The organism is Snuella sedimenti (assembly GCF_016428595.1).
Taxonomy (GTDB): domain Bacteria; phylum Bacteroidota; class Bacteroidia; order Flavobacteriales; family Flavobacteriaceae; genus Snuella; species Snuella sedimenti.
On sequence record NZ_JAELVQ010000035.1, the window covers coordinates 1 to 25,225 of the forward strand.

Annotated in this window: 24 protein-coding genes, 1 tRNA gene and 1 pseudogene; 13 read left to right on the top strand and 13 right to left on the bottom strand. The window is 34.6% G+C overall.

The annotated features are described in order from the left end of the window. Positions 1 to 344: 344 nt before the first annotated feature. A tRNA-Arg gene (locus JF259_RS16545) sits at positions 345 to 418 on the bottom strand. Positions 419 to 500: 82 nt separating this feature from the next. Between JF259_RS16545 and JF259_RS16550 the strand changes: the two genes are divergently transcribed. The 5 genes from JF259_RS16550 to JF259_RS16570 all read left to right on the top strand — a co-directional run bounded on the left by JF259_RS16550 (position 501) and on the right by JF259_RS16570 (position 4,897). Then, positions 501 to 1,130, top strand: coding sequence for a Crp/Fnr family transcriptional regulator (locus JF259_RS16550; RefSeq protein ID WP_199116822.1), 630 nt, complete (start codon positions 501 to 503; stop codon positions 1,128 to 1,130). A 66-nt stretch (positions 1,131 to 1,196) separates the two neighbouring features. Continuing rightward, positions 1,197 to 1,763, top strand: a complete 567-nt coding sequence (locus tag JF259_RS16555; RefSeq protein WP_199116823.1) for a YeeE/YedE family protein — start codon at positions 1,197 to 1,199, stop codon at positions 1,761 to 1,763. 205 nt (positions 1,764 to 1,968) lie between these two features. Beyond that, entirely contained in the window at positions 1,969 to 2,382 is a 414-nt protein-coding gene (locus tag JF259_RS16560; protein WP_199116824.1) for a DUF6691 family protein, read from the top strand. After that, complete coding sequence (locus JF259_RS16565; RefSeq protein WP_199116825.1) at positions 2,383 to 3,180, top strand: sulfite exporter TauE/SafE family protein; 798 nt, start codon at positions 2,383 to 2,385, stop codon at positions 3,178 to 3,180. 304 nt (positions 3,181 to 3,484) lie between these two features. After that, positions 3,485 to 4,897 (top strand): MBL fold metallo-hydrolase, encoded by a 1,413-nt coding sequence (locus JF259_RS16570; RefSeq protein ID WP_199116826.1) that lies wholly within the window; start codon positions 3,485 to 3,487, stop codon positions 4,895 to 4,897. Positions 4,898 to 4,994: 97 nt separating this feature from the next. Here JF259_RS16570 and JF259_RS16575 read toward each other — a convergent pair whose 3' ends face one another. The 8 genes from JF259_RS16575 to JF259_RS16610 form a co-directional block, all read right to left on the bottom strand. Next, a complete protein-coding gene (locus tag JF259_RS16575) occupies positions 4,995 to 5,270 on the bottom strand; it encodes an ATP-dependent Clp protease adaptor ClpS (RefSeq protein WP_199116827.1) in 276 nt (91 codons plus the stop codon). A 54-nt stretch (positions 5,271 to 5,324) separates the two neighbouring features. Beyond that, positions 5,325 to 6,158, bottom strand: a complete 834-nt coding sequence (gene prmA / locus JF259_RS16580; RefSeq protein WP_199116828.1) for a 50S ribosomal protein L11 methyltransferase — start codon at positions 6,156 to 6,158, stop codon at positions 5,325 to 5,327. Positions 6,159 to 6,190: 32 nt separating this feature from the next. Continuing rightward, the gene (locus JF259_RS16585) at positions 6,191 to 8,335 is read right to left on the bottom strand and encodes a S9 family peptidase (protein WP_199116829.1); all 2,145 of its coding nucleotides are present in this window, start codon (positions 8,333 to 8,335) and stop codon (positions 6,191 to 6,193) included. A 33-nt stretch (positions 8,336 to 8,368) separates the two neighbouring features. Beyond that, a complete protein-coding gene (gene tpiA, locus JF259_RS16590; protein ID WP_199116830.1) occupies positions 8,369 to 9,118 on the bottom strand; it encodes a triose-phosphate isomerase in 750 nt (249 codons plus the stop codon). Further along, positions 9,115 to 9,603, bottom strand: coding sequence for a TlpA family protein disulfide reductase (locus tag JF259_RS16595; RefSeq protein ID WP_199116831.1), 489 nt, complete (start codon positions 9,601 to 9,603; stop codon positions 9,115 to 9,117). Before JF259_RS16595 ends, tpiA begins: the two co-directional genes overlap by 4 nt. A 5-nt stretch (positions 9,604 to 9,608) precedes the next feature. Next, the gene (locus JF259_RS16600) at positions 9,609 to 10,682 is read right to left on the bottom strand and encodes an ABC transporter permease (protein ID WP_233164346.1); all 1,074 of its coding nucleotides are present in this window, start codon (positions 10,680 to 10,682) and stop codon (positions 9,609 to 9,611) included. 21 nt (positions 10,683 to 10,703) lie between these two features. Beyond that, a complete protein-coding gene (locus JF259_RS16605; RefSeq protein WP_199116832.1) occupies positions 10,704 to 11,798 on the bottom strand; it encodes a BT_3928 family protein in 1,095 nt (364 codons plus the stop codon). An 85-nt stretch (positions 11,799 to 11,883) separates the two neighbouring features. Further along, on the bottom strand, positions 11,884 to 12,426 hold the full coding sequence (locus JF259_RS16610; protein ID WP_199116833.1) for a DUF1599 domain-containing protein: 543 nt from the start codon (positions 12,424 to 12,426) through the stop codon (positions 11,884 to 11,886). A 162-nt stretch (positions 12,427 to 12,588) separates the two neighbouring features. Here JF259_RS16610 and folP point away from each other — a divergent pair, with 162 nt between their 5' ends. The 3 genes from folP (at position 12,589) to cdaA (ending at position 15,054) form a co-directional block, all read left to right on the top strand. After that, entirely contained in the window at positions 12,589 to 13,467 is an 879-nt protein-coding gene (gene folP, locus JF259_RS16615; protein ID WP_199116834.1) for a dihydropteroate synthase, read from the top strand. Positions 13,468 to 13,561: 94 nt separating this feature from the next. Further along, positions 13,562 to 14,233, top strand: a complete 672-nt coding sequence (locus tag JF259_RS16620; protein WP_199116835.1) for a hypothetical protein — start codon at positions 13,562 to 13,564, stop codon at positions 14,231 to 14,233. 35 nt (positions 14,234 to 14,268) lie between these two features. After that, positions 14,269 to 15,054: a diadenylate cyclase CdaA gene (gene cdaA, locus JF259_RS16625; RefSeq protein ID WP_199116836.1), complete on the top strand. Its 786-nt coding sequence runs from the start codon at positions 14,269 to 14,271 to the stop codon at positions 15,052 to 15,054. Here the strand turns inward: cdaA and JF259_RS16630 are convergent. After that, the gene (locus JF259_RS16630) at positions 15,051 to 16,823 is read right to left on the bottom strand and encodes an ABC transporter ATP-binding protein (protein WP_199116837.1); all 1,773 of its coding nucleotides are present in this window, start codon (positions 16,821 to 16,823) and stop codon (positions 15,051 to 15,053) included. The genes cdaA and JF259_RS16630 overlap by 4 nt on opposite strands. A 25-nt stretch (positions 16,824 to 16,848) precedes the next feature. Then, positions 16,849 to 17,592: a tRNA pseudouridine(38-40) synthase TruA gene (gene truA, locus JF259_RS16635; protein WP_199116838.1), complete on the bottom strand. Its 744-nt coding sequence runs from the start codon at positions 17,590 to 17,592 to the stop codon at positions 16,849 to 16,851. A 104-nt stretch (positions 17,593 to 17,696) separates the two neighbouring features. Here truA and JF259_RS16640 point away from each other — a divergent pair, with 104 nt between their 5' ends. Continuing rightward, complete coding sequence (locus JF259_RS16640) at positions 17,697 to 18,191, top strand: metallophosphoesterase family protein (RefSeq protein ID WP_199116839.1); 495 nt, start codon at positions 17,697 to 17,699, stop codon at positions 18,189 to 18,191. Between the two features lie 199 nt (positions 18,192 to 18,390). Here the strand turns inward: JF259_RS16640 and JF259_RS16645 are convergent, their stop codons facing one another. Then, positions 18,391 to 18,801 (bottom strand): DUF4293 domain-containing protein, encoded by a 411-nt coding sequence (locus tag JF259_RS16645; protein WP_199116840.1) that lies wholly within the window; start codon positions 18,799 to 18,801, stop codon positions 18,391 to 18,393. 191 nt (positions 18,802 to 18,992) lie between these two features. Here JF259_RS16645 and rho point away from each other — a divergent pair, with 191 nt between their 5' ends. Then, positions 18,993 to 20,723, top strand: a complete 1,731-nt coding sequence (gene rho, locus JF259_RS16650; protein WP_199116841.1) for a transcription termination factor Rho — start codon at positions 18,993 to 18,995, stop codon at positions 20,721 to 20,723. 377 nt (positions 20,724 to 21,100) lie between these two features. Here rho and JF259_RS16655 read toward each other — a convergent pair whose 3' ends face one another. After that, positions 21,101 to 21,766 (bottom strand): M15 family metallopeptidase, encoded by a 666-nt coding sequence (locus tag JF259_RS16655; RefSeq protein ID WP_199116842.1) that lies wholly within the window; start codon positions 21,764 to 21,766, stop codon positions 21,101 to 21,103. A 523-nt stretch (positions 21,767 to 22,289) separates the two neighbouring features. Here JF259_RS16655 and JF259_RS16660 point away from each other — a divergent pair. From JF259_RS16660 to JF259_RS16670, 3 genes and pseudogenes are all read left to right on the top strand, one after another. Beyond that, complete coding sequence (locus JF259_RS16660) at positions 22,290 to 23,225, top strand: alpha/beta hydrolase family protein (protein ID WP_199116843.1); 936 nt, start codon at positions 22,290 to 22,292, stop codon at positions 23,223 to 23,225. A 160-nt stretch (positions 23,226 to 23,385) separates the two neighbouring features. Then, positions 23,386 to 24,117, top strand: a complete 732-nt coding sequence (locus JF259_RS16665; RefSeq protein WP_199116844.1) for an outer membrane beta-barrel protein — start codon at positions 23,386 to 23,388, stop codon at positions 24,115 to 24,117. Positions 24,118 to 24,533: 416 nt separating this feature from the next. Beyond that, a pseudogene (locus tag JF259_RS16670) lies at positions 24,534 to 25,130 on the top strand (DUF819 family protein); the annotation flags it as partial. Between the last annotated feature and the right edge of the window lie 95 nt (positions 25,131 to 25,225).

The following is a 25,225-nucleotide window of genomic DNA, read 5'->3' on the forward strand; positions in this document are numbered from 1 at the left end:
TCAAATAGAAACGATTTTTAGTGGCTCACTTTCGTCCGGCAAGCTATGCTCAATTTAGACCGGCAAGGGTGGCTCACTTTGCTCCGAAGTTAGTGGTATACTTTGTCCGAATTTTGCATCGGTTTGTAATCCGTATTTTAATCGGGTATCCTTTCTTCGTTTCATACCTGGTATCAAGAATAATTTCCGCAGAAGTAGCCATAAAATTTGCAATGAATTTGCAACGAATTTAAGTAAAAAATGGTAAAAATTGGTAAAAAATGTGGTTTTGCAATGAATATTTATTGTAAAAAAGAACCCTCTTAAAACGACAAAACCCCAGTATTACTGGGGTTTCGGTGGTGTGACCTCGGCAGGATTCAAACCTGCAACCTTCTGAGCCGTAATCAGATGCGCTATTCAGTTGCGCCACGAGGCCATTTTTAGTGGCTGCAAATATAATGTTTTTATTAAAAGACTACCAAATTTTATTTAAAATTTATATTTCTTTATTTTTGAATATGAAAAGAGAACTCTTAGAGGAAAGGTTTGACTATATTCTAGACAATAACCTTATTGCTGAAATTTTTGAAGTAGGTACTTTTAAAAAGTATTTGACAAATGATATCATAATAGATATAGATCAACCTTTAACACACATCCCTCTTTTACTTGATGGTAACATAAAAATACTTAGAGAAGATAAAGAAGGCAACGAACTCTTAATTTATTTTTTGGAAGCTGGAGAAACATGTACCATGTCACTAACCTGTTGCATGGGAACTACAAAAAGCAAAATAAGGGCCGTGGCCGAAAAAGATTCTACTTTAATAATGATCCCCGTTCAAAAAATGCAGAACTGGCTCGACAATAACAGCAGTTGGAGAAATTTTATATTAGAAAGCTATCAAACACGGTTTACCGAAATGCTGGAAACTATCGATAACCTTGCCTTTATGAAAATGGATGAGCGCTTATACAAACACCTAAAAGAAAAATCTAAGCTCCATGACTCTAGCACTATTATTGTTAAACATCAGGATATTGCCGAAGATTTACATACCTCTCGAGTTGTTATTTCCAGGCTACTTAAACAGTTAGAGAATGACAAAAAAATCAAATTGAGTAGGAATAAAATTGAGATTTTATAATCTTAAGTAACAATTATTACAAACCAAAGTTATTAAGCTATCTAACTTTGCACTAAACACTAAAACATGGAATCTATTTTAAACCCTTGGCCATGGTATGTCTCTGGCCCACTAATTTCTGTAGTTATGGCTTTACTCCTTTACTTCGGAAAGACCTTTGGCATGTCGTCTAATTTAAAAACGCTGTGCACCATTATAGGGGCCGATAAATTTAGCAGTTTCTTTAAAACAAACTGGAAAGAACAATCGTGGAACCTAACCGTTGTTGTGGGAGCCATAATTGGAGGCTTTATAGCCGTACAGTTTTTATCTAACGATAGTGTAACCAATTTAAATCCACAAACCATTACAGAACTTAAAGAGATGGGATTCAAGAATTCTGGAGCAACATTGGTTCCTAACGAAATGTATAGTTTGGAAGCCATAAGCTCTCCCAAAGGACTATTGCTTTTGATCATTGGAGGATTACTTGTAGGCTTTGGAACACGTTATGCAGGAGGCTGCACTTCTGGACATGCCATTACAGGGCTTAGTAGTTTACAAAAGCCTTCGCTTATAGCTGTAATTGGTTTTTTTATTGGAGGTCTCATTATGGCAAACTTTATTTTGCCATACATTTTTAAAGTGTCATAAAAAGATCCTTTTTATCAATTTTAATTTAATAATGCAGCACGCATTTATCTATAAAAAATAACAAATGAAACGAACATTAATAAATTTTAAGCATTTTATCACAAAAGGGAATGTTTAAAATTTTTAATGTGAGAGCGTAGTGGTTGCATACGTTCTCAATTTTATAATTAATATAAAATCAAATGAATTATCAAAATTTAAACGTATGAAATATTTTAAATTTTTGCTTGTAGGTATCTTTTTTGGTATCGTATTAGTTAAATCTGAAGCCGTATCATGGTATCGCATATATGAAATGTTCAGATTTCAATCCTTCCATATGTATGGTATAATAGGTACTGCCATTGCAACTGGCGTTCTATTTTTACAAATCTCAAAAAAGGGCTTTGTAAAGAGTCTAAAAGGCTCCGATATTTTTGTCCCCAAAAAAGAAAAAGGGTTTTCTAGATACATTATTGGTGGTAGTATTTTTGGTCTGGGATGGGCATTAATAGGTGCTTGCCCAGGACCAATGTATATTCTATTGGGAACAGGCGTATACAGTATGATTATAGTTATTCTCGCAGCTATTTTAGGTACGTTTATTTACGGTGTTTTAAAAGACAAACTACCGCATTAAATGGATACAATTCATCTATTAGGTTATGCTGGCGCTCTTGTGGTTGGTCTTGTTTTAGGACTTATTGGTGGTGGAGGTTCTATTCTTACAGTTCCTTTATTAGTCTATTTATTAAGCTACAACCCCATAACTGCTACGGCCTATTCACTATTTGTTGTTGGTTTCACCTCATTGGTTGGAACATTTCAAAAACATAAAAAAGGATTGGTTGACTTTAAAACGGGGCTAGCCTTTTCGTTTCCTTCCTTTATGGCTGTTTATTTGTCACGAAGGTATTTGGTGCCTAACATTCCAGATATTTTATTGCAGTCAGAAGATTTCGAGCTAACCAAAGAAATGGTCATTATGGTATTTTTTGCCATAATTATGCTATTAGCATCCTACTCGATGATTAAAAATAAAAAGAAAACCAATACCCCCGAAAAGAAACAACATTATTCTAAAACATTTGTCCAAGGACTGATTATTGGAACAATTACCGGAATTATTGGTGCTGGTGGTGGTTTTTTATACGTACCTGCCCTAGTATTATGGGCTAACATCCCAATGAAAAAGGCTGTTGGTACCTCTTTAATTATTGTTTCTATCAATTCCTTAATTGGCTTTACAGGCGATATTCAAACATTGCAAATTGAATGGGGATTTCTTCTTTTATTTACATTAATGTCTATTTTAGGCATCCTTATAGGCGTATTTCTCTCTAAGTTTATTAGTAGTAAAAAACTAAAAAAAGGCTTTGGTTTTTTTACCCTAATCATGGCCATATACATCATTTACAAAGAACTTTACATTTCGTAATGTTACAAAAGTAACACAGGAAACTTTTGTGGTTTCGTACCTTTGATTCCAGTTTTAATTGCCCAACCGTTATTAAAGAGGTTATACGCCTTATAATAATCTAGTTCATACAAAAAACATTAAGACACATAAAGCTTTAAAACAACGCATAAAACAGGATGAAACGAACATTAATAAATTTTAAAAATAGTTTTACAAAAGTGTAGAGACTGTTTAAAATTTTTAATGTGAGAGCGAAGTGGTTGCACACGTTCTCAATTTTATAATTAGTATATAATCAAATAATTAACTAAAATTTAAACGTGTGAAAATAGAACAAATATACACAGGATGCTTAGCACAAGGCGCTTATTATATAGAATCGAATGGAGAAGTAGCTATTATAGATCCCTTACGCGAAATACAACAATACATAGACAAAGCTACTAGTGAAAATGCAAAAATTAAGTATATTTTTGAAACACATTTTCATGCCGATTTTGTGTCGGGGCATGTAGATTTAGCTGAAAAAACTGGAGCAACTATCATTTTTGGTCCAGGAGCAGAAACAAACTACGAAGCTTGTATCGCCAAAGATAATGAAGAATTTAAATTAGGAAACGTTACAATAAAAGTGTTACATACCCCAGGTCATACACTAGAATCTGCTACGTATCTATTGATCGATGAAAATGGGAAGGACTATGCTATTTTTTCGGGAGACACCTTGTTTTTGGGAGATGTTGGTCGCCCAGATCTCGCCATAAAATCGGATCTTACAAAAGAGGACTTAGCCGCTATGCTCTACGATTCCTTACGCAACAAAATAATGCCTTTATCCGACGATGTTATTGTATATCCAGCTCATGGTGCTGGGTCGGCCTGTGGGAAAAACTTAAGCAAAGAAACCGTGGGCGTTCTTGGGGAACAAAAGCAAACCAATTATGCATTGCGAGCTAATATGACCAAAGAGGAGTTTGTTGAAGAAGTTCTTAGAGGTATTGCCCCCCCTCCTCAGTATTTTGCCAAAAACGCTATGATGAACAAAGTTGGTTATGACTCCTTTGACACTGTTTTGAAAAGAGGTGATGTGCCCTTAACACCTGAAGATTTTGAAGCTATCGCCAACCAAGAAAGTGCTTTGGTTCTTGATGTAAGAACACAAAAGGACTTTGTAAAGGGGCACATACCGAATGCTGTTTTTATAGGTATTAATGGTGCCTTTGCTCCATGGGTAGGTGCTTTAATTACCGATTTAAAACAGCCCATTTTATTGGTTACCCCAGAAGGAAAAGAAAAAGAAACGGTTACACGTTTATCTCGTGTTGGCTATGACAATACCCTGGGTTATTTAAAGGGAGGCATCGATGCATGGAAAGCATCGGGAAGAGACATTGAGACCATCCAGTCCATTCCGGCAGAAGCGTTCGCTGAGCATTTTAAAAATGATGCCGTAAACACGCTTGATGTTAGAAAAGATGGTGAATATAAGTCGGAGCACTTAAAAGGTGAGAATGTCCAACACCTAGCATTAGACTATATAAACGACAACATGAATACCATCGATAAGCACAAGACCTATTATTTACATTGCGCTGGTGGTTATCGCTCTGTAATTGCTGCGTCTATCTTAAAAGCCAGAGGTTTTAACAATTTAATTGATATTGCTGGTGGGTTTGCCGCTATAAAGAAAACAGATTTGCCAACAACCAACTATGCCTGTCCAAGTACTTTATAACACTTATGATTAATAGCAATTAAAAACTAAACGCCTCCTCATTATTTATGAAGAGGCGTTTTTAAGTTTTATATGCTTTAAACTAACTATTACTTTTTTATACGATCTCTGCATTTAAACCAGCATCCAACAACATGGAACAGCGCGGTTTTAAATCGTCGTAAACACCTGTTTTTACCGTACATTTGCCTTTGTAATGCACAATAATTGAACATTGTTCGGCCTGTTCTGCAGTATGGTCACAAACAGACATTAGCGTTTCAATAACGTGATCGAAAGTATTGACATCATCATTATACAAAACAATCTCGTTTTGTGTTACTGCTACTTCTTCTAACAGCAACTCCTCTAATAACTCTTCTCTCGTGCTCATAACAAGTTGATTGATTTTCAAATAGTTCCAATAAAAAAAAATTCAAATTTTATGCTAATTTAAAAATTTTAAAGCAACCCAATTATTCCTTTGTAATTTTTCTTCAAATTTTAACAAATGTGATTCACAAGCTTCTTGGATCATTGGAATGTCATCATCATAAAACCCACTTAAAAACAACAGTCCATTTTTATTTAAACACGCAACATAGGTAGCCATATCATTTAGCAAGATATTACGATTTATATTAGCAATAATAATATCGTACTTTTTACCTTTTAATACTGTTGCATCGCCTTCAATAACTGTAATATGCTTACAGCTATTACGTTCTACGTTTTCTATACTATTTAAATAACACCAATTATCATAATCTACCGCATCAATTCTAGTAGCTCCTCTTTTTTCTGCTAAAATGGCTAAAACGCCTGTTCCACACCCCATATCTAAAACCGATTTATTTGTAAAATCGTTTTTTAAAATATGCTGTAGCATCATATGAGTGGTTTCGTGATGTCCGGTACCAAAACTCATTTTGGGCTCAATTACAATATCGTATTGCGTAGCTGTCCTTTCATGAAATGGAGCTCGCACAGAACATAGGTTATCTACCACAATAGGTGTAAAATTCTTTTCCCATTCGGAATTCCAGTTCACCTGTTCAATTTCATTAAAATTGTATTCTATAGTAAACTCAGAAGAATTTAAAATTTGAACATCCTCTAAAATAGCATCGTTCCATTCTTCTTTTTGAATGTAAGCTGTAACGCCATCTTCTGTTTCAACAAAGCTTTCAAAGCCTGCATAACCTAATTCGGCAATCAATATCTCTGTTCCAGGTTGTAAAGGTGTTACCTTAAAGTCATAACCAATGTAAACAACGCTCATAGTACTCTATTAAAATATTAATATTAGTTTGACTACCTTATTTTAAATTCTTTTGGAGGTATTGCTCCCATTAAATGCTTTACAAAGTAATCCCAACGTCGACGCATCATATAATAGGTATCGGCTCCATAACCATGCCGCTGATTAGGAAAAATGAGCAAATCAAAATCTTTATTGGCCTTTATTAAAGCTTCTACAACCAAAAGCGAGCTATATGGAGGTACATTATCATCCATATTCCCATGGGCTATTAGTAACTTCCCTTTCAAATTATCGACATAATATTGATTAGCCTGCACTTTATAATTATCATCTTTCATTAAGCCTATATAACGCTCTCCCCAATCATCCTCATAATTACGATTATCGTGGTTACCAGATTGCGAGACGCCTACTTTATAAAAATCGGGATACAGTAAAAGTGCAGTGGTTGTTGCATTTCCACCTCCTGAGTGCCCCCATATTCCAACGCGCTCTAAATCCATGTAAGGATACTTTTGTGCCAATTGTTTTATTCCTGCAATTTGATCCTGTAAGGTATTATCAGAAAGGCTTCCGTAATTAGCATCATGGAACGCCTTAGAGCGCCCTGGGTTATTTGTACCATCAATTACAACAACAATAAACCCCAGCTCGGCCAATGCTTGATGATCCCCTCGAGAAGGATAGAAGTTTCGCCTACCTACTCCTCCACCTTGTGGCCCTGGATAAATATAATTTACAACAGGGTATTGCTTTAATGTATCCAAGTGTGTAGGGATAAACATTAATCCGTAACAGTCCCAACGCCCATCCCTAGACTTTACTTTTATTGGCATGGGAGGTTTCCAGCCAATAGCCTCTAACCTTGAAATATCCTGAGTCTCTAGTGTTTTTATTAACTTCCCTTTATTGTTGCGCAATACTGCAACATTTGGCACATTGGGTTGTGAAAAATTATCGATAAAATAATGGCCATTTGGTGCTAATGTAATATTATGGTTTCCATTTTCTGGAGTTAATAATTCCAGATTCTTACCACTAAAATCAACACTGTAAAAATGGGCGAAATAGGGATCTCTCCCTGCTTCTCTTCCTTGCGCCAAAAAGTACAGTTTACGCCGCTTTTCATCGACTTTAAGTAATTGGGTGACTACAAAATCACCTTTTGTAATTTGGTGTTTTAACTCGCCAGTTGCAGCATCATACAAATATAAGTGCCCCCAGTTGTCCCTTTCAGAATACCATATAATTTCGTTGCTGCTTGGTAAAAAATGCCAATTGATTGTTCCTTGCCCAGACTCGTATTGTGTATCCACAATTTCGGAGAACACCTCTCTAACTTCTCCCGTTTGTGCATCTGCAACCCTGAACTTTTCAACTTTATGATCTCTTGAAGTAGAAACAAATGCTAATTGTTTGCTATCTGGACTCCAATCGTTATCATCAAAACTACCTGAACACGAAATATCGTCGCACAACGTGCCTCTACGGGGATCGGCTGAAATATTTAACTTAATTATCTTGGAGTCTTCTACGTTGATAATAACACGATGGATTTGTATTATTTTCTCATCGGATGGTAACGGATATTTCCACGATTCTAATTCCGGTTCGCCAACAGTTGTTTTAACCAAATACATATCGCTTACATGGCGCTGATCCTGTTGAAATGTCGCAACCTTTTTAGAATCTGGTGACCATAAAACAATAGGCTTATCGCTTTTTCTCCAACCCGCATTATCGGTAGCGTAACCAAAATTCTCTACACCATCGGTTGTTAGTTGTGCCTCTTCACCTGTACTGGTGTTACGCATCCACAAATTCCAATCTTTTATGAAAACAGATTTTGTACCATCAGGAGAAACAACTTCGTTACGAAACGTTTTCTTATTAATCTCATTAGTAGTATTGGGTGCTAGTAATTCCTGTAATGTTGCTGCCGATTTTTTTGCTCCCTTTTTAGGGTTAACCAAAACGTAATTGATCTCATTATTTTCCATAACGCGATACCAAAAACGACCATCTTCCAACCAGTTTGGTGAAACATAAGCATTATCTACTAGCTTATTGGTGTTATAGCTTAAAAATTTTGTTGCTTGCCTGTAATCATCTGCACTTAATTTTTGTTTGTTTTGCTGTCCAAAACAAGGCACGACAATTAAGGCCAATAAAAGACCTATTGCATTATATTTCATTAAAACTTGAATTATATTCCAGTGTTAAATAGTTTAGATGGCATTCACAATAGCAAAGAAATCATCTGCATTTAATGACGCGCCTCCTATTAACCCACCATCGACATCTGCTTTAGAGAATATCTCTTGTGCATTATTAGGCTTCACACTTCCTCCGTAAAGAATAGTAACTTCATCTGCTACCTCATTACCATAGGTATCTGCCAAGGTTTTTCTTATAAATGCATGCATATCTTGTGCTTGTTCAGGACTTGCTGTTTCTCCTGTACCAATAGCCCATACTGGCTCGTATGCTAATACAACATTCTTAAATGCTTCTGCTTTTAAATGGAATAAGGCATTTTTGATCTGACTTTCTACAACCGCTTCGTGGTTACCTGATTTTCTATCTGCTAGCTCTTCTCCAAAACAAAAGATAACGCGCATGTTATTTGCTAATGCTGCATCTACTTTTTTAGCAAGTTGCTCATCTGTTTCGTTAAAATACGCACGGCGCTCACTGTGTCCCAAAATTACTGTTTCGACACCAATACTTTTAAGCATGCTTGCACTTATCTCACCTGTATAGGCACCATTTTCTGCAAAGTGCATGTTTTGAGCAATAACTTCTATATTCGATTCTTTTAAAGCCTGATTCGCCTGATATAAATTAGTAAAGGTAGGTGCTACCATTACTTCTGCATTTGAAGTTTTTTCTTTAGCTTTTAATGCTTCAATTAATGATTCTGTTTGTGACAAATCATTGTTCATCTTCCAGTTTCCTGCTACAATTTGTTTTCTCATTTTAGTAATACTTTAATTCTTTTATCGTTTGGTTTTATGGCATTAAACAATTTAATACGTCCTTTTTTATCTACAACCATGTATCTCGGTATCCAGGATAAATTGGCAAATTCACCAAAGGCGCCTTCTCTACCCGATAGCATATAGTAGTGTTCTCCTTTTACTTTGTATTTCTCGATTCCTCTTTTCCACGCTTCTTGCCCCCTATCTAACGACAGGAAAACGTAAGCAACATCTGTATACTCATCCTGAACTGTTTTGAGGTCGGGCATACTCTTAATACAATCGCTACACCACGATGCCCATACATCAATCAATACAGTTCTGCCCTCATACTTTTCTAAAATTTCCCTAAAAGCAACCTGATCACCTCCAAGTGTTTCGAATACATCATTTAAGGCAGCTTCCGAAAATTGTGTCGGGTCACTATTTTCACAATTAAAAAAACTGATTAATAAAATGAAGGCGTAACATATTTTTCTCATAAAAATCACTGCAATTTTACTTTAGGGTCTAACCAGACATAAATTAAGTCCACAAAAATATTAATAATAATGAACAATAAGGCAATAATAAGTACCGAACCCATAATTACAGGTAAATCTAAAGTATTTAATGCATTAACTATTTCTTTCCCCAGTCCGTTCCATCCAAAAACATACTCTACAAAAACGGCACCAGCCAGCATGGATGCAAACCATCCAGAAATAGCCGTTACCACTGGATTCAAGGCATTTTTTACAGCATGTCGTTTTATTATTTGGAATTCACTCAACCCTTTAGCTCTTGCTGTACGAATATAATCTTGATTGAATACTTCTAATAGTGAATTTCGCATTAACTGTATCACTACAGCCAATGGACGAATTCCCAACACTATGGACGGAAGTATTAAATTCTTCCATCGTATGTGCATAGCCTCACCATAATCATCAAGCTCATACAAACTACCTGTCATTTCCAAATTAGTATATGCATGTAATATATAGCCAAAGAACCACGCAAATAAAATGGCGCTAAAAAACGAAGGCACACTCATACCAAACGTACTAAATATTTGTATGGTTTTATCGAGCCAATGATCTTTGTAAAGTGCCGATATTATCCCTAAAATTATGCCTAGCAACAGCGCTATAACAATAGCGGTTATTGCCAAAACGAAAGTATTTGGTAATGTTTCTGCCAACACCTGACTTACTTTTTTTCCTTGTTTGGTAAACGATTCCCTTAAATAGGGGTATTTTACAACAACTGTAACTCTTCCTATTGAAAATAATTGGAAAGCAGTGTATTTGCCTTTACTTAAAAAAGTATAATCTCCCTTTTCTTGTGAATGCAACGAAATAGGAGACAAATCGTTTAAATAGTATAAATACTGGGTTTTTATTGGCTTATCAAATCCGTATTTTCTTTTAATGGCAGCTAGCTGTTCACTATCTTCATTTTGACCGAGCATCATTTGCGCCGGATCGCCCGGAAGCACATTAAACAAAAAGAATATAACAGTAACTACCCCAAATAATGTGAGTAAGGCATATGTTATTTTATTAAGTAAATAGCTCAACTGTTGTTAGTTAAATTATGGCTAAAACTTTAAATCATTAATATCGTTCCAATGCACTTTTTGTTTAATCGTCCCTTTATCCAGTTCTAAAATCCCAGGATTGGAACGCACTACCGTTTTAAGTGCTTTTTCATCACATAAATAAAAATCGAAATCTATATTATAAGCTTCTTTTATACGTTGCTTGGCATCTTCTCCAGAAGCTGTTAAGCCGATAATTTTATAGCCATGTTTAAGGGCTTTATCCTGTAGCGCTTTTAAACGTTTTGCGCCGTCACTTTCAATTTTTTCCAAACTATAGGATACGACAAGTATTAAGTTGTCTTCGTTTAAATACTGTTCGGTTAAATCTTCGTCTTCACTTTCTATGGAAAAATCATAAATGGATGGTTGATACCCTTCATCTATTAACTTGCTTTCCGCTCTTAATAACTTACCATCAACTTCGGGATAACCACTCCTCATAGTATAAGACTCCTCTTTTCCGTTTACATCAAAAACATAAGTATACTCAATCACTGGTTTAGGAGCATCTTCCGGAATACGCATTCCCTCTTGAATGTTTGCCCCCACTTTATAAGCCCTAAAATCAACCACAGGCAAATGCATAAGCACGTGATAACCAAACCACAAACTAAACACAAAGCTTAACAAAGCAAGCACCGTAGTAGCTAATCTGCTAAATAAGGGTTGGACATACTTAACCCCATAAAACAAAATGAGTATTAAAAGCAATAGCACCACATCTTTTGTAAAGCTTTCCCACGGTGTTAATTTTAGAGCATCCCCAAAACATCCACAATCCTTTACCTTATCAAAATAAGCAGAGTAAAACGTTAAAAATGTAAAGAATACGATCATGCCCAATAAACTCCAAACCGTAAATTTGGGTTTATATCCAATGAGTAAGAACACACCAAGAACAACTTCAAAAACCACAACCAATACAGAGATCATTAAGGCGTAAGGTTCTAAAAAAGGAATATTAAGAACATCAACACTAAAATATTCTTGTAATTTATATGAAAACCCTAAAGGATCGTTCAGTTTTATTAAACCTGAAATAATAAATAATACACCTACAAATATTCTACTTATTGCTACTAATGCTTTCATAATTCTGTCATTTCTGGCCGGGCAGAAATCTTTTTAATTGAAACTTAAATTATTTAATATGGATCCTGCCTTCGCAGGATGACAACTATTTCTCATCGCTTAAATGGATCATGGCAAAAACAGCATAATTAATCATATCCTGATAATTTGCATCAATGCCTTCACTAACTAAGGTCTTACCTGCATTGTTTTCAATCTGCTTAACACGTAACAACTTTTGCAAAATTAAATCGGTCAAGCTACTTACGCGCATATCGCGCCAGGCTTCTCCATAATCATGATTCTTATCTTCCATAAGCTGCTTCGTAATGGCAATTTTTTCTTCATACAACTTAGTGGCTTCGTCTGTTGATAAATCGGGTTGCTCCACAACCCCTTTTTCTAATTGAATGAGAGCCATTATACAGTAATTAATGATACCTATAAACTCACTAACCTCACCTTCGTCAACTTTCCTCACATCATTTTGCTGAAGGCTTCTTATACGTTGGGCTTTTATAAAAATTTGATCGGTAAGCGATGGCAAGCGTAATATGCGCCAGGCACTTCCGTAATCTGTCATCTTTTTTACAAATAGGCTCTTGCAGGTGTCTATAACAGCATCGTATTGTTTTGAGGTATCTTGCATAGATAAAATTGAATTTTGCGTAAATTTCGCGTAAATAGTTTAAAGATCAAAAGTTTCATCCAACTTAAAGTTGAAACCTACAATTCCAAAGTCTTTTTGAATAATTATACCAGTTATTACATTAACTTTGGATGCTCGTAAATAATAGTTTAAAACTTTGTTATGACCATAAATTGCAAAGGACAACTCATAGATTTATCTACCCCAAAGGTAATGGGCATTTTAAATATTACACCCGATTCCTTCTATGACGGTGGTATGCATAAAGATGAGCCTGGTATTTTAAAGCATGTAGAACGTATGCTTAATGAAGGCTCAACCTTTATAGATGTTGGTGCATACAGCTCGCGCCCCAATGCAGATCATGTTAATGAAACAGAAGAATTACAGCGCATTGTCCCCATCGTTAATTTAATTTTAAAGGAATTTCCTAATGCCTTACTTTCTATTGACACATTTAGAAGCGAGGTTGCCAAGCAATGCATTGATTCTGGTGCTGCTTTGGTTAACGATATTTCTGCCGGACAACTAGATAACAACATGCTTTCCACTGTTGCAAAATTACAGGTGCCCTACATTATGATGCATATGAGAGGGACGCCGCAAACAATGCAAACCCAAACAGATTACAAAGACCTTGTTAAAGACATTCTATTCTATTTTTCTGAACGTATTGCTTGCGCTAAAGCAATGGGCATTATAGATGTTATCGTGGATCCCGGTTTTGGCTTTTCTAAAACTTTGGAGCAAAATTACCAGCTATTAAACCATTTAGAATTATTTAATATGGTAGAAAAACCTTTATTGATTGGTCTTTCCAGAAAATCTATGATCTATAAAGCTCTGGAAACAACTGCTAAAGAAGCCCTTAATGGGACTTCAATCTTAAATACAATTGCACTTCAAAAGGGGGCATCAATTCTACGGGTTCACGATGTAAAAGAAGCTGTAGAATGTATTAAGTTAGTTGGGAAGTTAGAAGTTATTATGAAACGAACATTAAGAAATTTTAAAAATTACTTCACAAAAGGAAATGTTTAAAATTTTTAATGAGAGAACGAGTGTAAGGAGTGGTTGCACACGTTCTTAATTTTATTATTACAATAAAATCAATTAATTACTAAAATTTAAACGTGTGAAATATATTCTTTTAGTTACCTCTTTAGTACTTATATGGTCTTGCGGAGAAAAAAAAGTAATTCAATTACCTGAGATAGACCATTCTAAAATCAATGAAATAACCGATGTTTCGGCGGCCTATATTTTTTATGATGAAACAAAACCAGACAGCACCGAATTAAACAGGAAAAACTTGATTAGCACAACCAATTGGCTTGTAAATGTAGACAAACGCCTTACATTAAAACAGGCTATACCACAAATTATATTGCTCCAAAAGAAAAAGCGCGATGCCGAATTCCATAAAAATGAGGAGGCTAAAAACTTTTATACTTGCAATGATGTAAGTATAAAAACCTTAGGCTTCATTGAGTTCACAAATACGTTCTACAATCAAGGTACACCTGAAAGTATAGATTTAGAAGACCACAAAGAAGCCATTGCCCTTAACTTTAATGATGATGGCGGCATCTCAATCTTAAATCCGAAAAAACAGCCTTATATAAAAGAAACGGATACGAAAAATTTATTAAATGATTTAAAAACGTTAGATACCTCAAACAATCTTATTTATTTAAACTTCCATGAAAACCTAACTTTTCAGGACTATGTAAGCTATAAATCCTTACTTTTAAAAACCAATCTAAAATTCCTCAAATTATCAAATCAAGAGTTTATATATAATTAGCTATATTTTTATAAATTTACCAAAACCCATATTTCTTGGAAATATTTAACGACCTTTTAAAATTTACCATTATAGACATCATTGATGTTATTCTAGTAGCCTTGCTCCTGTACTATATTTATAAGTTAGTAAAGGGAACAGTAGCGATAAACATTTTTTTAGGTATTATCATTATATATTTAGTATGGCGACTTACCGATTTCCTTAATATGGAATTGCTTACTAGTATTTTCGGCGGATTTATGAAAGTGGGAATTATTGCCTTAATAGTTGTTTTTCAACCTGAAATACGCAAATTCCTGCTTATGGTTGGCTCGACTAACTTTAATCGTCGCGGTAAATTTTTCAAGCAATTAAAATTTTTAAAAACTGAAACTAGTGATACAACAGATGTTGATGCTATTGTTTCTGCCTGTAATAAAATGGCCATGTCTAAAACAGGCGCTTTAATTGTTATTGAACGTAACAATAATTTGGACTTTTTAACATCCACTGGCGATGAAATGAACATTAAAGTAACCCAGCCTATTATTGAAAGTATTTTTTTTAAGAATAGCCCCTTACACGACGGTGCCATTATAGTAAGCAATAATGTTGTTAAAGCTACACGTGTCATCTTACCGGTAAACAACGAAAAAAGCATTCCACAACGTTTTGGATTACGACACAGGGCAGCTATTGGCGTGACTGAAAAAACAGATGCGCTGGCCTTGGTTGTTAGTGAAGAAACCGGGCATACCTCTTATTTTAAGGATGGGGAATTTATTGTTTTTAACGACACACAAGAACTAATTAAGATAATAAAAAACGATCTCGTTTAAGCTACTTCTTCCTTTAAAAACTGAACTTCGTACAAGTTTTTGTAATAACCATTTTCCTTTTTAAGCAATTCAACATGGGTACCTTGTTCTACGATTTCCCCTGAATCCATTACAATAATTTTATCTGCTTTCTTAATAGTTGCCAATCGATGGGCAATAACAATAGATGTTCTACCCTTAGTGATTTTATCGGTAGCATTTTGGATAAGCTGCTCCGAATAGGAATCGACCGACGATGTTGCCTCATCTAAAATCAAAATACTAGGGTTGGTTACATAAGCCCTTAAGAACGAGATAAGCTGACGCTGTCCCGAAGACAACATAACACCGCGCTCTTTCACATTATAATGATACCCATTTGGCAAACTCATTATAAACTCATGAACACCAATATCTTTGGCTGCTTGCTGTACTTCTGCTTCACTAATTTCAGGATGGTTTAAGGTAATATTATTTAAAATAGTATCTGCAAACAAGAATACATCTTGCAAGACCACAGCAATTTGGGTCCTTAACGATGCCAATGTTACATCTTTAATATTGATATCGTCTATAGCTATAACACCTTCGTTAATTTCATAAAAACGATTCAACAAATTAATAATAGTAGACTTTCCTGCTCCAGTAGCACCAACAATAGCTACTGTCTCACCTGCATTTACATTAAAAGAAATGCCTTTAAGTACTTTCTCTTCTTTAACATAACTAAAATGTACATTTTTAAATGCGATAGCACCTTTAAAGTGCTCGGCAACATAAGTACCGGTGTCATCAATCTGTGAGGTCGTATCCAAAACCTTAAACACCCTGTTAGCCGCTACCATACCCATTTGTAGCGTATTAAATTTATCGGCTATTTGACGTAAAGGTCTAAATAGCATTGGGATAAACATAATAAATGCTATTAAATCACCTTGGGACACAGTACCTTCTAAAACTACATTCAAACCACCATACCAAGCTACCATGCCAATTGTAATAGAGGCAGACAAATCTGCTAACGGGAAAAATATAGAGTTGTACCAAACGGTTTTTAGCCATCCTTTTTTATGGCGTTCGTTTATGGTTTTAAATTTTTTATATTCTATATCCTCGCGAGTAAACAGTTGTAAAATTTTCATTCCGGTCAAGCGCTCTTGAACAAATGAATTTAAATTCGACACTTCGTTTCGCACTTCTTCAAAGGCTTTTTTCATATACTTTTGAAAAATCCTTGTAGCATAGAGCAATAAAGGCAACATTACAAAAACGATCAAACTTAACCGCCAATTAATAAACACCATACAACCAAACACCACAACCATGGCCAAAAGGTCCCTAAAAATCATAAACAGGCCTTCTCCAAAAATATCTGCTATACGCTGCATATCGGTTACTGCCCTTGTTATAAGTACCCCAACTGAAGAGTTGTCATAATATTTCATCTTAAAACGCAACAGATGCTTGAAGAGTTTCACACGTACGTCCATAACCAAATTTTGCCCCAACCAAGCCGCATAAAAAATGAAGGATAACTGAAATAGTGTTTGCATAATCAATACACCAAGCATGATTAAAACGTACTGCAAAAAGTCCTTTGCCTCATGTTTAGCGATACTGTCATCGATAGCATGTTTGGTTATATAAGGTGTTGCTGCACTAAACGCAGCCAATAAAATCACTAAAATAAGTAAGCCAAAAAACACCCCTTTATACGGCTTAATGTATATAAAAAGCCGTTTAAACAGTTTAAAATCGAAAATATTTTCCTTTTTTGAGTTGCCTTTCACTCGTTTAAATTTTAGTTAATTATAATTATTTTATTATATTATTAGGGTATGCAACCTGTGCTAAATACAATGCATGTCCGGGAACCGAAAAACCTGCTTTACCCCTATTCTTAGACTTGATAATTTCATGTAAATCTTCAACATCAATTTTTCTTATTCCAATATTTATTAGCGTACCAACAATCGCCCGAACCATATTGCGCAAAAACCTATCCGCCTTAATTTCAAAATGAAGCTCATCATTTTTAAATAACCATTCTGCTTTCATTATATTGCAATGATACGTCTTTACATCGGTATTGCTTTTTGAAAAACATTGAAAATCTTTATACTGAAATAAGATTTTTGTAGCAGCATTCATTTTTTCAATATCCAGAGCTTGCTTTACATAAAACGTATTATTGAATGTAAAAGCATTTTTTTTTAAGGTTATCCGATACAAATAAGATCGGCTCAAGGCATCAAAGCGGGCATGAGCCTCAACATCTACATTAAAAATATCATGTATGACTATATCTTTAGGTAAAAAAGCATTAAGCTTATATACTAATTGCCTTGATTCAAAACGAACTTCAGTATCAAAATGCGCATACATTTGCAATGCATGCACCCCAGCATCTGTTCGTCCAGCCCCAACAATAGCTATTTCTTCTCTTAACAAAGTAGACAAAGCTTTTTCAATAACTTCCTGAACGGATATAGATTTAGGCTGATTTTGCCAACCATGGTATGCACTGCCATTATACGAAAGTTCAATAAAATACCTCAATCTATTTTAATACTTTTGTTGAAAGGACAAAGATAGCTAGTTTTGGCTTTCTTACTAATACAGGAATCTTAATTATATATTAAAAGATTCGCTAGATAACACTTATGACGACAATTTTACTACTCTCAGATACACATGGCCATATAGACGACGCTATTTTAAAATATGCAAAACAGGTAGACGAAGTATGGCATGCCGGCGATATTGGCGATTTAAAAGTAACCGATGCCTTAAAAGCCATTAAACCACTTAAAGCTGTTTACGGAAATATAGACGACTCTAAAACACGCTTAGAATATCCCGAACACAACCGTTTTATGTGCGAAGATGTAGATGTTTGGATCACCCATATTGGAGGATACCCAAAGGCTTATAACACAAGAATCAGGGAAGCTATAAAAGCCAATCCACCAAGACTATTTATATGTGGACACTCTCACATATTAAAAGTAATACCAGATCCCCAACTTAATTTATTACACATGAATCCCGGTGCAGTCGGGAAACACGGCTTCCACAAAACACGTACTATGTTGCGCTTCACTATAAATGGCAGTAAAATAGATAACCTGGAAGTTATCGAATTTAATAAACGCTAATTTGTTTTTATTCAATATAGGACTCTATCACACCATGCTGAGCCTATTTTCAACACCCACAAATAATCAATATTAATAAATATGTCCTAGAAATAAGTTTTGGATGACCAATTCTTTATGACACATAACATATAAACCTAAAAAAAACCCAAAGCAAGCTTTGGGTTTTCAACGCACTAATACTACTAAGATGTTAGGCTTATCGCAATCGATCTACAGATTTTACAAGATCTTCATCCTTTTTAATGGCTTTATTGGCTAATGCCAAAAACACGATAGAAACAATAGGAAGAAGCATCCCAATACCTTTCTCAGAAACATAAGTCTCTCCAGATAAATTTAGAGATTGATACACAAAAAATCCTAGTAAAATAAAGTTTAATATGATATTAAGCCGCCCCAACATAAACTGAGACTTCCTTTTTTTGTACATAAAAACAGCTATTAACGACAGTAATGCCGATCCTAAAAACAAGCTTATAAAGACGGCTTCGTTAGCAGCAAAAACCGTAACCCCTTCTTTTGTTTTCCATAAATGGAAAACAAAAATCAAACCTGCAGAAACTCCTGCGGATAATAAAAGATATATAGTTTGTATTCTTTGTAACATGTTTTTTTAACTGGAACGCAAAAATAACAGTTTCTTTTATAAAATTAGCTGTTAAAATTAAAATAAAGTTGTATAATTGCATTAATAATTCTCAACGACCGCAATAACAGGTTGTTATTTCTTCAGATTAAAATCATTTTTTTCATAAAAATTAAAATTTATATTCAAAATTTATATTCAACTAAACATCAATGTTTGAAATTTCACAATTAAAAGAAAAAAAACTCGCTGACTTACAAGAGATTGCGAAAAAACTGAGCGTTGCTAAATATCGTTCCCTAAAAAAGTTAGATCTAATTTACCAAATATTAGATCATCAGGCAGCAAATCCAAAAGCTGTGACAGAAGTTGTTAAACCTTCTACCCCTAAAGAAAAAGCACCAGAAAAAGGACAAAAGGCCCCTGAGAAAGAGCAGAAAACTGCAAAAAATGAGCCAAGAAAGCCAAGACAACGTGTGCAAAAGCCTGCTAAAAATACACCTGTAAAGCGGGAAGAAAAGCCTCAAACTATAGAAAAAAAGCCAGAAGAAGCTAAAAAGGTGGATAATGCTGCTCCTACCCCTGTCCCTGCTCCACAACAAAAACAAGAAGAACAGCAGGCAGATAGTAATACTAAAGCAGATAGCAATACTAAAAGTGCCAATAAGCCCAAGCAGCAGAACGAAAAAACTAAAGAGGGACAACAAAAACAACACCACAAGCGCGAACACAATCAACCTAAACACCAAAATAAGAATCAAAAAAGCAGTAATATTGATAACGGTAATAAAGACAATAGAAATCGCTATCGTGAACCTGACTATGAGTTTGATGCCATTATTGAGAGTGAAGGTGTATTGGATATCATGCAGGATGGTTACGGGTTTTTAAGGTCTTCAGATTATAACTACCTATCGTCTCCTGATGATATTTATGTTTCGCAATCGCAAATTAGATTGTTTGGTTTAAAAACAGGTGATACGGTTTTAGGCCATGTTAGACCTCCTAAGGAAGGTGAAAAATATTTTCCGTTAATAAAAGTTAGTAAAATAAATGGCCAGAGTCCAAATGTCGTAAGAGACCGTGTATCTTTCGAACATTTAACCCCTCTGTTCCCCCAGGAAAAATTTAACCTGGCCGAAAGGCAAAGTACAATTTCTACAAGAATCATGGATCTGTTCTCGCCTATAGGAAAAGGACAACGTGGTATGATTGTATCGCAACCAAAAACCGGTAAGACTATGTTGCTAAAGGATGTTGCAAATGCAATTGCTGCCAATCATCCAGAAGTTTACCAAATGATCCTACTAATTGATGAACGCCCTGAAGAAGTTACAGATATGCAGCGTAATGTGCGTGGTGAAGTAATTGCTTCAACTTTTGACAAAGAAGCCCATGAACATGTGAAAATTGCTAACATTGTTCTAGAAAAGGCGAAGCGCTTGGTTGAATGTGGACATGATGTTGTTATTTTATTAGACTCTATTACACGTTTGGCTAGAGCTTATAACACTGTACAACCTGCTTCCGGAAAAATATTAAGTGGTGGTGTAGATGCTAACGCACTTCACAAACCAAAACGTTTCTTCGGTGCTGCACGGAACATTGAAAATGGCGGTTCTTTAACTATCATCGCTACTGCACTTACCGAAACAGGCTCTAAAATGGACGAAGTGATCTTTGAAGAATTTAAGGGAACTGGTAATATGGAATTACAGTTAGACCGAAAAATATCTAACCGTAGAATTTTCCCTGCTATCGATCTAACTTCATCTAGTACCCGTCGTGATGATTTATTACTTGACGACAATACTATACAACGTATGTGGGTAATGCGTAAATACCTAGCAGACATGAACCCCGTGGAAGCTATGGAATTTATTAACGAACGCTTTAAACAAACCAGAAACAACGAAGAGTTCTTAATATCCATGAACGGATAAACAAAACGTTTTTACAATACGAAAAAAGGCTTACATCTCATTTTGACATGTAAGCCTTTTATTTTGAGTACTTTTTATGTACTTTTATTTGGACACCATAACCCCAAATTTGAAACCAATAAAGCATAGCTCTGCTCTACGGGTTTATTTTTATGATGGCGTATAGTGAAAAAAGGTGTATTTTATGTGTATAAACTTAGAGACTGTTTAAAATTCGTTTTTGAAATTTGTTATAGGTCATTTTTTTGCCAATTAAAGCTTTAAAACCGGGGTTTAGCAGCGCTAAATGAGGATTTTCATAACGAAAAGTGGTGAAAAAAGGGGCATAACAAAACCAAAGGGTGGAATTTAAACAGTCTCTTAAAGTTGAGATGGTATTATTCTACAGGGAAATCGAAATACGTTTTTGGATACGGCTCCTCTCTTAATGTAAAATGCCACCATTCTTTATGATAATTTTTAAATCCGTATTTAAGCATAATGGTTTGCAAAAGCTGCCTATTACTTTTTTGAACATCGGTAAGCCCTTGATAGTCGACCCAAGACTCTTTTCCAAAAAAATCGTACGGACTTCCCATGTCTAATAGCTTATTAGTCGTACCATCTAAAATAGTTAAATCAACAGTGCTTCCTTTGCTATGCCCCGAACGTGTTGCAATATATTCTTCTTTAAACAAACACTTTTTCTCTACATTGGGATAAAAGCGTTGTTTATTAATTGTATCATTAAGCTCTCTTGCCCAATTTATAAAGTGATTAACGGCCTGTTGCGGCCTATAGCCATCAAACACATATAAACATAAATTTTGTTTTTCCAATTCATTCTGGACACGCTTCAATGCCAACGCTGCCACCTCTGTTAATATAAGTCTATTAGATTGATACCCATCTATTGGGCTACCCACAAAATTATCTGAAGTATGGTAACGCAATTCCACTTTTATATTTGGAATTACATCCTGAACATATACAAACCCTTCTGGTAATTGCCCAAATGCAATTACCGTGTAGAGCAAAATAATATATTTAAAAAAAACTTTCATTAATTAACGTATTATATTAATAGGAAAGAATGCCTTAAGGTCCTGTATCGAAAATAGTTCGTTCCAAGAACCCCTTACACATAAGCCCGTTCAATTCATTTTATAAAATAAATAATAAGCTAAGGTAGATAAATTTATTTTTGCTCAAAAATAGGGCAATAAAAAAACCGAGTTCCCTCAAACTCGGCTTTCTCTAATTTGCTTTTTATTACGAAGTTAGATTTAGGGTCTCTACATCAACAACATAATGCAAATATTAATTAATTAATCCATTGAACTAAAAAGTATGTTATTTAGTACACCTCAAAGATATAATTATAAAACAAACACAACGATAAAAAACATATAAAATCGATGAAATGCACTTTTTTTTAACATTTAAAGCTGAAATATTAAAAATAATCGATGAAACGCATGTTTTGAGAATAACTATGGATTCCAGTAAATTTAAAAATTTGTCTTAATAATAAGTTTTAAATTTACCCTATATTATAATATTGCATTGTTTTAAAACTAGAATCAAATGAAACTTAAACTTCTTATACTCCTATTTCTATGCATTGATTTCACCAACGGACAAGAAAAACAAGTCTCTGTGCAGAATCTATCTATAAACAAATTTATAGATGGCACCCTTATATTACCTCCCGACATAGAGAAACCTAATCTAGCTATAATAATTGGTGGTTCTGGCCCTACTGACAGAAATGGCAATCAAAACCTATTAAAAAACAATGCACTTAAAAAATTAGCTGAAGGCATTTCTAATAACGATATCGCAACTTTTAGATACGACAAACGTGTTGTTAAGCAAATAAGGCAAGGTATTATTGATAAAGATATCATGTTTGATGATTTTGTCACGGATGCTATTTCTGTAATTGACTATTTCAAATCAACAAAACAGTTTAACAAAATATACATAATCGGTCATAGTCAAGGTAGCTTAGTGGGAATGCTAGCTGCTAAAAATAGAGCCGATGGTTTCATATCGATTGCAGGGGCTGGACAAAGTATTGATAAAGTAATTATGGAACAATTGGAAAAGACAGCCCCAATGTTTACTGAAGATGCCAAAAAGGTTTTTCAAACCTTAAGCAAAGGGGAAACCACCGAAAATTATCCTACTGCCCTTACATCTATATTCAATAAAGACATTCAAGCTTTTATGGCCAATTGGATGCAATATGATCCAAAGGAAGAAATTAAAAATTTACAGTTCCCTATTTTAATCATTAATGGTACGAAGGATTTACAAGTACCTGAAGAAGAAGCAACTATTCTTAAAGAAGCATCAAATCATGCGTCTTTAGTTATCATCGACAAAATGAATCACGTATTGGTTCCCATTGAAGGAGGTGATTTAGAAAATTCAAAATCCTATAACGAATCTTTTAGAGCCCTATCACCCAAACTCGTTGATGCCATTATAGACTTCATAAACAAATTTCAACACTAAATTAATAAGATTTAAGCCTTTCTTCATTTCGTTAAAAGTGCCGATAAATGAACCCTTAAAATGAACCTAATCGAAAAAAGCCCCATCCTTAACGAAAAAATTACATTATAAACAATTCATATTCATACATTTAAAAGACACAAATCTATATCCATCAAAAATGAAAAAGCACCTACTTTTAACGGTCTCTTTAGTTTTTTGTCTTTATACCAACGCACAAGAATATGCTTTTGGCATAAAAGGCGGCTTTAATTATTATAACATTGGAGATATAAATTCCAGGGGAGGCTCTATTCAACATGGTAAGCCAGACGAAACCTTTTCTCCAAATAAAGAATTGGGAACGCAATTCGGCGCATTTTTAAATATAGCTTTTAACAATTTATTTTTTCGTCCTGAACTAAATTTTGTAACCCATAAGAACAGCTATAATTTTCCTAATAAAACGTCTAAATGGAATGCTTCTAAAATTAATGTCCCCTTATTAATTGGTTATAAAGTTTTTGATCCCATTTCAATTTATGCAGGCCCGAGCATTAACTTTTTTAAGGATATGACTATTGAAGGCGCTAACAACGCCACTGGTAAATCACCTATTGTTTACGAAAAAACCGTTACAAATATACATTTTGGCGTTCAAGTAGATTTTAAATATATTGGTATAGATTTACGCTACGAACTCGGATTAAAAGAAACCGAAGGTGAACATGGTGATAACTATCAAGATTTCCACAATTCAGCTTACGGTATAAATATTGCCGATATATGGCCCTACACCCCTTCACAAATAAGCTTAAGCTTAAATGTTTATTTATTCAGAACAGAAAAAGGTGAACTTAAAGGGTTCTTTTCAAATTTATTTAAGGGCAATAAATGCTATTGTCCCGGGTAATAAAAAAAAGCACCCAAAAGGGTGCTTTTTACTAACTAACCAACCAAAAATATGAAATTGCATTCTAGGTTTAAAGTAACCACTCAATAAACCATTTACTGAACGCAACATTTATTACTAAACAATCATCGTGCCAAACTAAACAACTAAACGTTTTTTTTGTGCTTTTTTAAAAGAAAATCGACAAAAATCAATTTCAAGTAAAAAAAACTAAAAACAAGTTCCTTTTTAAAGCGCTTCAGATTGTCTTTTTATTACTACCAAAACCTATACCAAAGTCACATTAATTATAAAATTTATTTTTATAATTATAACATCCAGACATCCCATTCAAAAAATTTAAATTTGTTATTATAAAAATGCAATTGCTTTTCATTGAACTTGCTTTAACCATTTTCGAAACCTAGTACTTAATTATGGAAAACCCTCCTTTATTCACTAACGACACTATTGTTTTTGGCCTCTTAATGCTTTCCCTTGGCTTTGTATTTTATACCGAATCTAGACCATCAGGCTTTTGGCACAAGTTCTATAAGATAGTTCCTGGACTTTTTATGGCTTATATGGTTCCTGCAATTCTAACATCATTAGGTCTTATTGCTCCAGAATGGGAAATTTTAAATGAATCAAACGAATTAGTAAAACACAAAACCAACATTTATTTTATTACGAGCCGATTTTTACTGCCAGCAGCACTTGTATTAATGACCTTAAGTATTGACCTAAAGGCTGTGTTCAACTTAGGTTGGAAAGCACTAATTATGTTCTTTACCGGTACCGTTGGCATTGTAATAGGTGGCCCTATAGCTATTCTATTAATTTCAGTATTTTCTCCTGAAACAGTTGGTGGAATTGGCCCTGATGCCGTTTGGAGAGGTTTATCTACCTTGGCAGGAAGCTGGATTGGTGGAGGCGCTAACCAAACAGCAATGCTCGAAATATACGGTTACAATCAAAAACTTTATGGCGGGATGGTATTTGTAGACATTGTTGAACTAAACCTAAAGGTAGCTTTCGGGTGAAATACTCTCACTTTTGGCTACCTTTAAGTATTCGTAAATATCTTAAGCTTAAAATTATGAAAAAAAAGTCTTACTCTGATTGAAAA

What these genes read in the sequence shown, in the direction of transcription:
- JF259_RS16555 (WP_199116823.1), top strand. Translation starts at nt 1,197, where the DNA reads ATGGAATCTATTTTAAACCCTTGGCCATGGTATGTCTCTGGCCCACTA.
- rho (WP_199116841.1), top strand. Translation starts at nt 18,993, where the DNA reads ATGTTTGAAATTTCACAATTAAAAGAAAAAAAACTCGCTGACTTACAA.
- JF259_RS16605 (WP_199116832.1), bottom strand. Translation starts at nt 11,798, where the DNA reads ATGAAAGCATTAGTAGCAATAAGTAGAATATTTGTAGGTGTATTATTT.
- JF259_RS16660 (WP_199116843.1), top strand. Translation starts at nt 22,290, where the DNA reads ATGAAACTTAAACTTCTTATACTCCTATTTCTATGCATTGATTTCACC.
- JF259_RS16550 (WP_199116822.1), top strand. Translation starts at nt 501, where the DNA reads ATGAAAAGAGAACTCTTAGAGGAAAGGTTTGACTATATTCTAGACAAT.
- JF259_RS16665 (WP_199116844.1), top strand. Translation starts at nt 23,386, where the DNA reads ATGAAAAAGCACCTACTTTTAACGGTCTCTTTAGTTTTTTGTCTTTAT.
- JF259_RS16610 (WP_199116833.1), bottom strand. Translation starts at nt 12,426, where the DNA reads ATGCAAGATACCTCAAAACAATACGATGCTGTTATAGACACCTGCAAG.
- JF259_RS16565 (WP_199116825.1), top strand. Translation starts at nt 2,383, where the DNA reads ATGGATACAATTCATCTATTAGGTTATGCTGGCGCTCTTGTGGTTGGT.
- JF259_RS16640 (WP_199116839.1), top strand. Translation starts at nt 17,697, where the DNA reads ATGACGACAATTTTACTACTCTCAGATACACATGGCCATATAGACGAC.
- JF259_RS16575 (WP_199116827.1), bottom strand. Translation starts at nt 5,270, where the DNA reads ATGAGCACGAGAGAAGAGTTATTAGAGGAGTTGCTGTTAGAAGAAGTA.
- JF259_RS16645 (WP_199116840.1), bottom strand. Translation starts at nt 18,801, where the DNA reads ATGTTACAAAGAATACAAACTATATATCTTTTATTATCCGCAGGAGTT.
- folP (WP_199116834.1), top strand. Translation starts at nt 12,589, where the DNA reads ATGACCATAAATTGCAAAGGACAACTCATAGATTTATCTACCCCAAAG.
- JF259_RS16560 (WP_199116824.1), top strand. Translation starts at nt 1,969, where the DNA reads ATGAAATATTTTAAATTTTTGCTTGTAGGTATCTTTTTTGGTATCGTA.
- tpiA (WP_199116830.1), bottom strand. Translation starts at nt 9,118, where the DNA reads ATGAGAAAACAAATTGTAGCAGGAAACTGGAAGATGAACAATGATTTG.
- prmA (WP_199116828.1), bottom strand. Translation starts at nt 6,158, where the DNA reads ATGAGCGTTGTTTACATTGGTTATGACTTTAAGGTAACACCTTTACAA.
- JF259_RS16595 (WP_199116831.1), bottom strand. Translation starts at nt 9,603, where the DNA reads ATGAGAAAAATATGTTACGCCTTCATTTTATTAATCAGTTTTTTTAAT.
- JF259_RS16655 (WP_199116842.1), bottom strand. Translation starts at nt 21,766, where the DNA reads ATGAAAGTTTTTTTTAAATATATTATTTTGCTCTACACGGTAATTGCA.
- JF259_RS16585 (WP_199116829.1), bottom strand. Translation starts at nt 8,335, where the DNA reads ATGAAATATAATGCAATAGGTCTTTTATTGGCCTTAATTGTCGTGCCT.